At 61.4% G+C, this 12,031-nt stretch carries 11 protein-coding genes; 9 read left to right on the top strand and 2 right to left on the bottom strand.

Translation table 11 applies throughout. From position 1 onward, the window contains the following. Positions 1–64: 64 nt before the first annotated feature. The gene (xdhC, locus tag ACYASU_RS05615) at positions 65–904 is read left to right on the top strand and encodes a xanthine dehydrogenase accessory protein XdhC (protein WP_463582195.1); all 840 of its coding nucleotides are present in this window, start codon (positions 65–67) and stop codon (positions 902–904) included. Positions 905–928: 24 nt separating this feature from the next. Then, entirely contained in the window at positions 929–2,245 is a 1,317-nt protein-coding gene (guaD, locus tag ACYASU_RS05610) for a guanine deaminase (protein ID WP_463582194.1), read from the top strand. A 1,081-nt stretch (positions 2,246–3,326) separates the two neighbouring features. On the opposite strand, the gene ACYASU_RS05605 is transcribed toward guaD, so the two are convergent. Further along, positions 3,327–4,091, bottom strand: coding sequence for a GntR family transcriptional regulator (locus ACYASU_RS05605; protein ID WP_192174191.1), 765 nt, complete (start codon positions 4,089–4,091; stop codon positions 3,327–3,329). 358 nt (positions 4,092–4,449) lie between these two features. Between ACYASU_RS05605 and ACYASU_RS05600 the strand changes: the two genes are divergently transcribed. Then, complete coding sequence (locus tag ACYASU_RS05600) at positions 4,450–5,796, top strand: NCS2 family permease (RefSeq protein WP_463582193.1); 1,347 nt, start codon at positions 4,450–4,452, stop codon at positions 5,794–5,796. 110 nt (positions 5,797–5,906) lie between these two features. After that, entirely contained in the window at positions 5,907–6,533 is a 627-nt protein-coding gene (locus ACYASU_RS05595; protein ID WP_122537313.1) for a LysE family translocator, read from the top strand. 100 nt (positions 6,534–6,633) lie between these two features. Here ACYASU_RS05595 and uraH read toward each other — a convergent pair whose 3' ends face one another. Then, positions 6,634–6,987, bottom strand: coding sequence for a hydroxyisourate hydrolase (gene uraH / locus ACYASU_RS05590; RefSeq protein WP_282372146.1), 354 nt, complete (start codon positions 6,985–6,987; stop codon positions 6,634–6,636). 397 nt (positions 6,988–7,384) lie between these two features. On the opposite strand from uraH, the gene puuE reads away from it, so the two are divergent. The 5 genes from puuE to ACYASU_RS05565 all read left to right on the top strand — a co-directional run bounded on the left by puuE (position 7,385) and on the right by ACYASU_RS05565 (position 11,904). Continuing rightward, positions 7,385–8,311 (top strand): allantoinase PuuE, encoded by a 927-nt coding sequence (gene puuE, locus ACYASU_RS05585; protein WP_463582192.1) that lies wholly within the window; start codon positions 7,385–7,387, stop codon positions 8,309–8,311. After that, positions 8,308–8,823: a 2-oxo-4-hydroxy-4-carboxy-5-ureidoimidazoline decarboxylase gene (uraD, locus tag ACYASU_RS05580; protein WP_463582191.1), complete on the top strand. Its 516-nt coding sequence runs from the start codon at positions 8,308–8,310 to the stop codon at positions 8,821–8,823. The genes puuE and uraD overlap by 4 nt, the downstream gene beginning before the upstream one ends. A gap of 41 nt (positions 8,824–8,864) precedes the next feature. Beyond that, on the top strand, positions 8,865–9,860 hold the full coding sequence (gene alc / locus ACYASU_RS05575) for an allantoicase (RefSeq protein WP_463582190.1): 996 nt from the start codon (positions 8,865–8,867) through the stop codon (positions 9,858–9,860). A 157-nt stretch (positions 9,861–10,017) separates the two neighbouring features. After that, a complete protein-coding gene (locus ACYASU_RS05570) occupies positions 10,018–10,521 on the top strand; it encodes an ureidoglycolate lyase (protein ID WP_346626677.1) in 504 nt (167 codons plus the stop codon). Between the two features lie 48 nt (positions 10,522–10,569). Beyond that, positions 10,570–11,904, top strand: coding sequence for a urate hydroxylase PuuD (locus tag ACYASU_RS05565; RefSeq protein WP_463582189.1), 1,335 nt, complete (start codon positions 10,570–10,572; stop codon positions 11,902–11,904). Positions 11,905–12,031: the final 127 nt, after the last annotated feature.

The following is a 12,031-nucleotide window of genomic DNA, read 5'->3' as shown; positions in this document are numbered from 1 at the left end:
CGTCAGAGGGTCCGTGGCCACGCAGAGCGTGGGAACGATCGACGTTTTGGTCAGGAGAAATCACATGAATAACTGGATCAGCGCCCTCGCCGACTTGCAGCAGCAGGGCGAGGCCTGCGTTCTGGTGACCATCATCGAGGAGCGTGGCTCGACGCCGCGCAATGCCGGCTCGAAAATGGTCGTCGGCGCCGGGCGAATCTTCGACACCATCGGCGGCGGGCATCTGGAATACAAGGCCATGGAAATCGCCCGGGAGATGCTCGCCAGCGGCAGCCAGCAAACCCGTCTGGAGCGGTTCAGCCTCGGCGCCAGCCTGGGTCAGTGCTGCGGCGGCGTGAACGTTTTGCTGTTCGAACCCATGGGCCAGCCCCAGGCGCACATTGCCGTGTTCGGCGCCGGCCACGTCGGTCGGGCGCTGGTGCCGCTGCTCGCCAGCCTGCCCTGCCGCGTGCGCTGGATCGATTCCCGCGAGGCCGAATTTCCCGCGCAGTTGCCGGAAGGCGTGACGCAGATCCTCAGCGAGGACGTCATCGAAGAAGTCGACAACCTCCCCGCTGGCAGCTATTGCATCGTCATGACCCACAATCATCAGCTGGACCTGGAACTCGCCGCCGCCATTCTCAAGCGCGGCGACTTCAGGTATTTCGGCCTGATCGGCTCGAAAACCAAGCGCGTGAAATTCGAGCATCGCCTGCGTGATCGTGGCTTCGACGCCGCTGTGGTGCAGCGCATGCGTTGCCCCATGGGCCTGACCGAGGTCAAAGGCAAACTGCCCATGGAAATCGCCGTGTCCATCGCCGGCGAAGTGATCGCCACCTACAACGCTCATTTCGGCGAGCAGAGCACCACCGCCGAACCTGTCGCCAAGCTGCTGCCGGTGTCCCGCCGCAGCCAGGCCCAATGAATCCCGGAAGAACGATCAACTGACATGACCACAGATATCAGCACTGCCAAAAAAGCCTACCGCGCCGCCATCATTCACAGCATCGCCGACCCTGCCGACGTGGCAGTGGAGGCGTCGTATGAGTATTTCGAAGACGGCCTGATGCTGGTGGAAAACGGCAAGATCCTCGCCCTCGGCACTGCCGAAGACCTGCTCGGCACGCTCACTGACGACGTCGAAATCGTCAGCTATCAGGACGCGCTGATTACCGCCGGTTTCATCGACACCCACATTCATTTGCCACAGACCGGCATGGTCGGGTCCTACGGCGAGCAGTTGCTCGACTGGCTGAATACCTACGTGTTTCCCTGCGAGAAGCAGTTCGAAGACCCCGAGCATTCGGCGCAGGTGGCTGACATCTTTCTCAAGGAATTGCTGCGCAACGGCACCACCACCGCGCTGGTGTTCGGCAGTCGTCACAAGGAGTCGGTGGAGGCGCTGTTCAGTGCCGCCGAAAAGCTCAATCTGCGCCTGATCGCCGGCAAGGTGATGATGGACCGCAACGCCCCGGATTATCTGGTGGACACCGCCGAATCCAGCTACGTCGACAGCAAGGCGCTGATCGAGCGCTGGCACGGCAAGGGCCGCCTGCATTACGCCGTCACCCCACGTTTCGCGCCGACCAGCACGCCCGAACAATTGACCCTCGCCGGCCAGCTGCTGACTGAATACCCCGACCTGTACATGCAGACCCACATCAGTGAAAACCTGAAGGAAGTCGAATGGGTGAAGGCGCTGTTCCCGGAGCGCAAGAATTACCTGGACGTGTACGACCATTTCAACCTGCTCGGCGAGCGCTCCGTGTTTGCCCACGGCGTGCACCTGTGCGACCAGGAGTGTGAGCGCCTGGCGGAAACCGGGTCAGCCATCGCCTTCTGCCCGACGTCCAACTTCTTTCTCGGCAGTGGGCTGTTCAACTTGCCGATGGCCGAAAAACACAAGGTCAACGTAGGACTCGGAACAGATGTCGGCGCTGGCACCAGTTTCTCGCTGCTGCACACGTTGAACGAGGCGTACAAGGTCATGCAGTTGCAAGGCGCCAAGTTGAGCCCGTTCAAATCGCTGTATCTCGCGACGCTGGGCGGCGCACGGGCGCTGCGGCTGGAAGACAAGATCGGCAACCTGCAGCCGGGCAGCGAAGCGGACTTTGTGGTGCTGGATTTCAACGCCACCCCGCTGCTGTCCTACCGCATGAGTCAGGGGACGAGCATTGAAGAGCAGCTGTTTGTGTTGATGACCCTGGGGGATGACCGCACCGTCAGCGAAACGTATTCGGCGGGGGTGTTGGTGCATAAGCGTTGAGGCTATGCCGCAAACGGTAGGAGCGCTTGCCCGCAATGCAGTGGGTCAGCCGACGTTGATGTCACAGGCCCGCCGCTTCGCGACCGTCGTAACCTCCGATTGCTCCTGCAGGAGATCTGCGCTCGACGCGGATTTTCGATGACAGCTGGAAACTGTAGGAGCGACCGGGGTGGCGCTCCACCTTGCTAGCGAAGACTGAGGTACATCCAACCCAAATCTGTCAGCTGTGCCGCAGCATTCGTGAGCAAGCTCAGTCCCACAGATCCCCGGTCCGACCAGAGTTATCGGCGTCAGCACAGAATTTGTGGGAGCGAGCTTGCTCGCGAAAGCATTCTGTCAGTCAGCCTGGGTGTGGCTGACCCACCGCCTTCGTGAGCAAGCTCACTCCCACAGGTCTCCCGGTCCGACCAGAGTTGCCGGCGTCAGCACAGAATTTGTGGGAGCGAGCTTGCTCGCGAAGGCGTTCTGTCAGTCAGCCTGGGTGTGGCCGACGCACCGCATTCGTGAGCAAGCTCACTCCCACAGGTCCTCGGTCCGGCCAGAGTTACCGGAGTCAGCGCAGAATTTGTGGGAGCGAGCTTGCTCGCGAAGGCGTTCTATCAGTCAGCATAGATGTGGCCGACACACCCCATTCGTGAGCAAGCTCACTCCCACAGGTCCCCGGTCCTACCAGAGCTGCCGGAGTCAGCACAGAATTTGTGGGAGCGACCGGGGTGGCGCTCCACCTTGCTCGCGAAGGCGTTCTGTCAGTCAGCCTGGATGTGGCTGACCCACCCCATTCGTGAGCAAGCTCACTCCCACAGGTCCTCGGTCCGGCCAGAGTTACCGGAGTCAGCGCAGAATTTGTGGGAGTGAGCTTGCTCGCGAAGGCGTTCTGTCAGTCAGCCTGGATGAGGCCGACGCACCGCATTCGTGAGCAAGCTCAGTCCCACAGGTCCCCGGTCCGACCAGAGTTGCCGCAGTCAGCACAAAATTTGTGGGAGCGAGCTTGCTCGCGAAGGCGTTCTGTCAGTCAACCTGAATGTTCGTGACCTAACGCATTCGTGAGCAAGGTGGAGCGCCACCCCGGTCACCCCTCCGTTTAGACCGCTGTGCTGCGCCCTGCTTTTTTCTTCGGCAGCATCAGGTGCGAGAACACGGCGTGGAGGTCGTCGGAGGCGCTGTCTTCGTCGAGGTTGAGCTTGCTGTCGATGTGATCCATGTGATGCATCATCAGGTTCACCGCCAGGGTCGCGTCCCGGGCTTCGATGGCGTCGATCAGCTGGGTGTGTTCATCGTACGAGCAGTGCGAGCGGTTGCCGCTTTCGTACTGCGCGATGATCAGCGAGGTCTGCGAGACCAGGCTGCGCTGAAAGCTGATCAGCGGGGCGTTCTTCGCCGCTTCCGCCAGCTTCAGATGGAATTCCCCCGACAGACGAATCCCCGCCCCTCGATCCCCTTTCGAAAAGCTGTCGCGCTCGTCGCTGACCATCTGGCGCAGCTCACTGAGCTGTTCCGCCGTGGCGTGCTCGACCGCCAGCTCCGTGATCGCCTTCTCCACCAGACGCCGGGCGAAGAACACCTGTCGTGCCTCTTCGACGCTCGGGCTGGCCACCACCGCGCCGCGGTTCGGGCGCAGCAACACCACGCCTTCGTGGGCCAGTCGCGAGAGTGCGCGACGAATGATGGTGCGGCTGACGCCGAAGATTTCACCGAGGGCTTCTTCGCTCAGCTTGGTGCCGGGCGCCAGACGCTGTTCGAGGATCGCCTCAAAAATGTGGGCGTAGACGATGTCGTCCTGGGTGCCGCTGCGGCCGGACTTGGCCGTGCGTGAATGTTTCTTGAGGGGTTGCAACTGATCGTTCATGGGCACTCGTGGTAACAGAATCCGGCGCGGGGCCTTGCCGTGATCAGGGCGGGTACGACCACTGTTGGAGCAACCAATAGCAGATATCCCGGCAAAGTCACAGTAAAAGTAATGGCGCATTGTACACAGCCGGCAAAGTCTGCACAGGCCCCGAAATGATGGGGCGTTATGCACACAATCCGCTAAATATTCTGCACAGGATCGAAAACATTATTTGCATTATTTGTATACAAAAGCATAATCCCTTCGTGCACGTTTCTGACCTTTCAGTCAACAAATCAGCCTGACAGGTCCATACGCCTCCCGGAGCCCGCAACCGGCTTTGTCATAACAACAAAAACGTCCCGAGGATTTCACTGTGGAAAGTCGCAAAACCGAAGCCACGCCGCTGGATCTCACGCTGCCGCGCAAGGGCCTGCTCGAACGCCTGTTCAAGCTGAGCCTGCACGGCACGACCGTCCGAACCGAGCTGCTGGCAGGGCTCACGACCTTCATCACCATGGCCTACATCATCTTCGTCAACCCCAACATCATGGCCGACGCCGGCATCGATCACGGCGCGGCGTTTGTCGCGACCTGCATCGCCGCTGCGCTGGGTTGCCTGCTGATGGGGCTGTACGCCAACTGGCCGGTGGGCCTGGCGCCGGGGATGGGCCTGAACGCGTTCTTCACCTACACCGTGGTCGGCACCATGGGCTACAGCTGGGAGACGGCGCTGGGCGCGGTGTTCGTCTCGGGCGTGATCTTCATGTTCCTGACCCTCTCACGCATCCGCGAATGGCTGCTCAACAGCATCCCGGTCAGCCTGCGCTACGCCATGGGCGCGGGGGTCGGGCTGTTTCTCGGCCTGATCGGCCTGAAGACCGCCGGTATCGTGGTCGACAGCCCGGCGACGCTGATCAAGCTCGGCTCGTTGCGCGAGCCCGGTCCGCTGCTCGCCGCCATCTGCTTTCTGATGATTGCCGTGCTCAGCTATCACCGGGTCTTCGGCGCGATCCTCATCAGCATCATCACGGTAACGCTGGCCGGCTGGGGCCTGGGGCTGGTGCACTACAACGGCATTTTCTCCACGCCGCCGAGCCTGGCGCCGACCTGGATGGCGATGGACCTCGCTGGCGTGTTCAACGTCAGCATGATCAGCGTGGTGCTGGCGTTTCTGTTCGTGCACATGTTCGACACGGCCGGCACGCTCATGGGTGTGGCACAGCGCGCCGGTTTGGTGCGCGAAGACGGCCGCATCGAGAACCTCTCGCGGGCCTTGAAGGCAGACAGCGCATCCAGTGTGTTCGGTGCGATGGTCGGTGTGCCGCCGGTCACCAGCTACGTGGAAAGCGCCTCGGGCGTGGCCGCCGGGGGTCGGACTGGTCTGACCGCCGTGACCGTGGGTGTGCTGTTCGTGGCGGCGATGTTCTTCGCCCCGCTGGCTGGCATGATTCCCGCTTACGCGACCGCAGGTGCATTGATTTACGTGGCGATGCTGATGATGGGCGGCATGGCGCACATCGACTGGGACGAAGCCACCGACAGCATTCCGGCGATCGTCACGGCAATCATGATGCCGCTGACCTTTTCGGTCGCAGACGGGATCGCGCTGGGGTTCATCACCTACGTGGTGCTGAAAGCCGGCACCGGCCGCCATCGGGAAATCTCCATTAGCCTGTGCGTGCTGTGCGCAATCTTCATCGCCAAGTTCGTGTTTTTGTAACGCTTTCCGGCCGCCGCACTGCTGATGGATGGCAGTCGTCACCGTACATGACCTGAAGCGCCGCGCAGCCCGCGGCGTTTCTGCTTTCAGATAAACAAGGAGAACACCCCATGACACTGGAAACCTGGCTGCTGTTCAGCGGGGCGGCATTGGTGGTCATTCTGATTCCGGGGCCGTTGTCGCTGCTGATGATCGGCAACAGCCTGAATTACGGCCTGCTGCGCTCCTACCCCGCCTTCCTCGGCGGCGTCTGCGCATCGATCTGCCTGCTCAGCGCCTCGGCCCTGGGACTGGGCGCCTTGCTGCTGGCGTCCGAGCAGTTGTTCAGCGCCTTGAAAATCGTCGGCGGTCTGTACCTGTTTTACCTGGCCTGGCAAAGCTGGAAACAGTCGCGCCGGCCCGCCGTTGCCGCCGAAGTGCCCGAGGCCGCCAGCAAACCGGCTTTCGGTTCACTGTTCTGGCGCGCCTTTGTGCTGGGCGGCAGCAACCCGAAAGACATCCTGTTTTTTGCCGCCTTTCTGCCGCAGTTTCTCAAGGCCGATGAGCCGTTTTTCGGCCAATTGATCACCATGATCATCACCTGGACCGTCCTCGACCTGAGCTGCAAATTGTTCTACGGCCTCAGCGCCCAGGGCGCGGCCCGCTATCTGCGCACCGGCAAGGGCCAGACCTGGTTCAACCGCATCAGCGCCGGTCTGTTCGGCACTGCGGGCACCGTGGCGCTGATCAGCCGCTGACGTCTTAACAGCCAAAAAATCGGAGCAAACACCAAGGGCAAAAAAAAGCCCGCAGTGTGGGCGGGCAAGAGGAACGCGGGGAGCAACAAGCGGCAGCGACCTAGCTGCCGCGATACGTCGAGTAGCTGTAGGGCGAAATCAGCAGTGGCACGTGGTAGTGGTCTTGCCCGGCGTCGATGCCAAAGCGCAGCACCACCTCATCGAGAAACCCGTGCTCGCCGGATTGCACGCCTTTGCCGCGAAAGTATTCGCCGGCCTGAAACTGCAATTGATAGACGCCAGACTGGTAGTCATCGCCCTGCAACAGCGGGGCGTCGCAGCGACCGTCGCTGTTGGTCACTGCTTCGGCGACTTTCTCCAGCCGGTCGCCATCGACCCGATAAAGCGCAACGCGGATGGAGCTGCCGGGGCAGCCATGTGCAGCGTCCAGCACGTGAGTGGTGAGTCGTCCCATGGCGTGTCGTTGCCTCATTCAGTGAGAGATTAAGAGATGGCCTGCACCCGAAAAGGGCATCAGCGGTAAGACATGAGCAGGATTAAGACAGTTTAGGCGAAGATTGTACACAATTAAAATCACCTAAATTTTCACTGATCACCCGCCGCGGCCCCATGCCCCGGATAGCGGCGCAAGGCAGATGAATACGCGATGACAAGCGCCATATCTGACCACTCAGGCAGGTTTCTTGCACAGTGATCCCATGAGGCCGAGAGTGGCGGGAAGTGAAAAAACAGGGTTACACGTTGTAAATAAAGTTGTATACAATCTCACCATCGCAGCGACCGTCACGGCACCTTGATGCATCGCCCTGACGACCACGCCACAGAACACAGGCTAGATAAGGAAGATTGCAGTGAGCGCCGACTACCCACGCGACCTGATCGGTTACGGCAGTAACCCGCCCCACCCCCGCTGGCCAGGCAATGCCCGTATCGCGCTGTCATTTGTGCTCAATTACGAGGAAGGCGGCGAGCGCAATATTCTGCATGGCGACAAGGAGTCCGAAGCGTTCCTTTCCGAAATGGTCGCCGCGCAACCGCTGCAGGGCCAGCGCAACATGAGCATGGAATCGCTCTACGAATACGGCAGCCGGGCCGGCGTGTGGCGCGTGCTCAAGCTGTTCAAGCAATTCGACATTCCGCTGACGGTCTTCGCGGTGGCCATGGCCGCCCAGCGTCACCCGGACGTGATCCGCGCCATGGTCGACGCCGGCCATGAGATCTGCAGCCACGGCTATCGCTGGATCGACTACCAGAACATGGACGAGGCCCAGGAACGCGAGCACATGCTCGAAGCGATCCGCATCCTCACCGAACTCACCGGCGAACGTCCGCTGGGCTGGTACACCGGGCGCACCGGCCCCAACACCCGCCGGCTGGTGATGGAAGAAGGCGGTTTTCTCTACGACTGCGACACCTACGACGACGACCTGCCGTACTGGGAGCCGAACAACCCCACCGGCAAGCCGCATCTGGTGATCCCCTACACCCTGGACACCAACGACATGCGCTTCACCCAGGTGCAGGGTTTCAACAAGGGCGACGACTTTTTCGATTACCTGAAAGACGCCTTCGACGTGCTCTACGCCGAAGGGGCCGAGGCGCCGAAGATGCTTTCGATCGGTTTGCACTGCCGCCTGATCGGTCGCCCTGCCCGGCTGGCCGCGCTGCAGCGTTTTCTTCAGTACGTCAAAGGCCACGAGCAGGTCTGGTTCGCTCGCCGTGTGGAAATCGCGCGGCACTGGCATCAGGTACACCCCTTCAATGGAGCCGCCGAATGAGCCGCTTTCAGACCCTGACGCCCTCTTCCCTCAGCCGCGACGAATTCGTCCAGGCCTTCGCCGACATCTACGAGCACTCGCCCTGGGTCGCCGAACAGGCCTATGACCTGGGCCAGCTGCATGCGCTCGATGATATCGAGACGCTGCATGCACGCATGAGCGACATCCTGTTGAGTGCCGATCACGCCGCGCAACTGGCGCTGATCAACGCTCACCCGGACCTTGCCGGCAAAGCCGCCGTGCAAGGCCAACTGACCGAAGCCAGTACCTCTGAACAGGCTGGCGCCGGTATCCACCAATGCACGGCCGAAGAGTTCCAGCGCTTCACCGAGCTGAACGACGACTATAAAGCGAAGTTCGCGTTCCCCTTCATCATGGCGGTGAAAGGCAGCAACCGGCATCAGATCCTCGCGGCCTTCGAGACGCGCATTCACAACCCGGCCGACGCCGAGTTCGCCTGCGCCCTCGCCGAGATCAACAAGATCGCGATGTTTCGCCTGCAAGCCCTCTGACCGACCTTTCCCACGCCCACTATCAAAGGCAGACAAAAAGAATGAAAGCTTACGCCGCACCCTTCGAGAAGTTCGTCAACCTGGCCGATGCGCGTCTGGGGACGAAGATCCTTTCCGTCACCGATGACTGGTTCGCCGATGCCAACCGCCTGTTCCAGCCGACCCCTGCGGTGTGGAAAGAAGGCGTGTTCGACGACAACGGCAAGTGGATGGACGGCTGGGAGTCGCGCCGCAAGCGCTTTGAAGGTTACGACAGTGCAGTGATCCGTCTGGGCGTTGCCGGTTCGATCAAGGGCGTGGACATCGACACCTCGTTCTTCACCGGCAACTACCCGCCATCGGCCTCGCTGGAAGCGTGCTTCCTGGCGTCGGGCGAGCCGGACGAAAACACCGTGTGGACGGAAGTGTTGCCGGCCGTGGAGCTCAGGGGCGACAGCCACCATTACCACGAGATCGGTGACGCCAAGGCTTACAGCCATTTGCGTTTCAACATCTACCCGGACGGCGGCGTGGCGCGTCTGCGGGTGTACGGCGTGCCCCATCGGGACTGGTCGGCGGTGGGCGACAACGAGCAGATCGATCTCGCCGCCGCGCTGAATGGCGGTCGTGCACTGGCCTGCTCCGACGAGCATTTCGGGCGCATGAGCAACATCCTCAACCCGGGCCGTGGCGTGAACATGGGCGACGGCTGGGAAACTGCACGTCGCCGTACGCCCGGCAATGATTGGGTGATCGTGGCCCTGGGGCATGCGGGCGAGGTCGAGCAGATCGTCGTCGACACCCTGCACTTCAAGGGCAACTACCCGGACAGCTGCTCGATTCAGGCAGCCTTCGTCAAAGGCGGCACCGACAGCCAGATCGAAACCCAGAGCCTGTTCTGGCGCGAGCTGCTGCCGAGCCAGAAGCTGGAAATGCACGCCGAACACACCTTCGTCGAGCAGATCAAGGCACTCGGGCCGATCACCCATATCCGCCTGAACGTGTTCCCGGATGGCGGCGTGAGCCGGCTGCGGGTGTTGGGCAAAGTCGCGAAATAAACGCTTGGCCTCTGATGACTGATGGTTCCCACGCTCCGCGTGGTAACCCCTTTGCGGACGCTCCGCGTCCAGGGTGACGCAGAGCGTCAGGGGATGCATTCCCACGCGGAGCGTGGGAACGATCACCATTTACGAATTTCGAGAAAGAAGACTCCGCATGCGCACACTGATCATCGAGCCGTTGACCAAGGCAGCCTTCGCCCCTTTCGGCGATGTCATCGAAACCGACGGCAGCGATCATTTCATGATCAATAACGGCTCGACCATGCGCTTTCACCGTCTGGCCGAGGTTGAAACGGCCACGCCGGACGACAAGGCGATCATCAGCATCTTCCGCGCCGAGGCGCTGGAGATGCCGTTGACCATCAGCATGCTGGAGCGCCATCCGCTGGGCAGCCAGGCCTTCATTCCGCTGCTCGGCCATCCTTTTCTGGTCGTGGTCGCGCCACTTGGCGATGCACCTGAACCCGAGTTGACCCGCGCCTTCATCACCAATGGCAGGCAGGGTGTTAATTACCATCGCGGCGTCTGGCACCACCCGGTGCTGACGATCGAAAAGCGGGATGACTTCCTGGTGGTTGATCGCAGTGGCAGTGGCAATAACTGCGATGAGCATTTCTTCGAAGAGAGTCAGAAGATGGTTCTCGATCCCCAACTATAAGAAGGGTCTGACCACCCGTTAAGCGGTGGAAGGCAAAGGGTAAAGACTGTGGCTGCACATCTGATGGAATGGCTGAATCTGGGCGTGCGCTGGATTCACATGATCGTCGGGATCGCCTGGATCGGCGCGTCCTTTTATTTTGTCTGGCTGGAGAACAACCTCAACCGCGCCAACCCCCGTGACGGTCTGTCGGGCGACCTCTGGGCGATTCACGGCGGCGGTATCTACCACCTGGAAAAGTACAAACTGGCCCCGCCGACCATGCCGGACGACCTGCACTGGTTCAAATGGGAAGCCTACTGGACCTGGATGTCGGGCATCGCGCTGCTGTGCATCGTGTTCTATTCCAACCCCACCCTTTACCTGCTGGCACCCGGCAGCACGCTGAGCGGCGGCGCAGGCATCGCCATCGGCGTGGGCTCATTGATCGCCAGCTGGACGATCTACGACATCCTCTGCGATTCGCCGCTGGGCAAGCGCCCTGCCCTGCTGGGCCTGGTGCTGTTCGTGCTGATCATCGCGGCCTGCTTCGGCTTCAGCCAGGTATTCAGTGGGCGAGCGGCTTACCTGCACACGGGTGCAATCATCGGCACGATCATGGTCGGCAACGTGTTGCGCATCATCATGCCGGCCCAGCGCGCGCTGGTCGCCGCCATCGCCGAGAACCGCACACCGGACCCGTCGCTGCCCGCCAAGGGCCTGCTGCGTTCACGGCACAACAACTACTTCACCCTGCCGGTGCTGTTCATCATGATCAGCAACCACTTCCCGAGCACCTATGGCAGTCAGTACAACTGGCTGATTCTGGCGGGGATCGCGGTGTGTGCGGTGCTGGTCCGTCACTTCTTCAACACCCGTCACAACAGCCACAAATACGCCTGGGCCTTGCCGGTCGGGGCACTGGGAATGATGTGCCTGGCCTACGTCACCGGCCCCGCGCAAATGTCTCGCGGCCCGGACGTGGCGGAGAAAATCCAGTATCAGCCACTGCCGGGCACGGCCATCGGTGGCCATCGCGCCGACGAGGCGAAGCCTGACGTCGCACCAGCGCCAGCCCCTGCAGCCGCCCCGGCACCTGGCGCAGAGGCAGCAGCCCAACCGGCGCAAGCCAGCAGCGGCGGCGTGGATTTCGAGAAGGTCCACAGCGTGATTCAGGAACGCTGCACCGTCTGCCACTCTGCCAAACCCACCAGCCCGCTGTTCAGCAGCGCGCCGGCCGGGATCATGTTCGATACGCCGCAACAGATCCAGCAACTGGCCCCGCGCATTCAGGCCCAGGCGGTGACCGCGCAGATCATGCCGCTGGGCAACATCACCCAGATGACCCAACAGGAACGTGACCTGCTGGGGCAATGGATTGATAAGGGGGCGCAGACGAACTGAAGTCAGCTGCAAGCTTCAAGCGGCAAGCCACAAGTCAGAAGCAGTACGCGATCGTCCTTGGCTTGAGGCTTGAGGCTTGCCGCTGGAAGCTTGCCGCTAACCGCTCCATCCGCTCCAACCAAAAAAT

Source organism: Pseudomonas sp. HP_12 (assembly GCF_055283955.1).
Note: the sequence above shows the minus strand (reverse complement) of the source record. Positions and strands in the feature narration are given on the sequence as shown.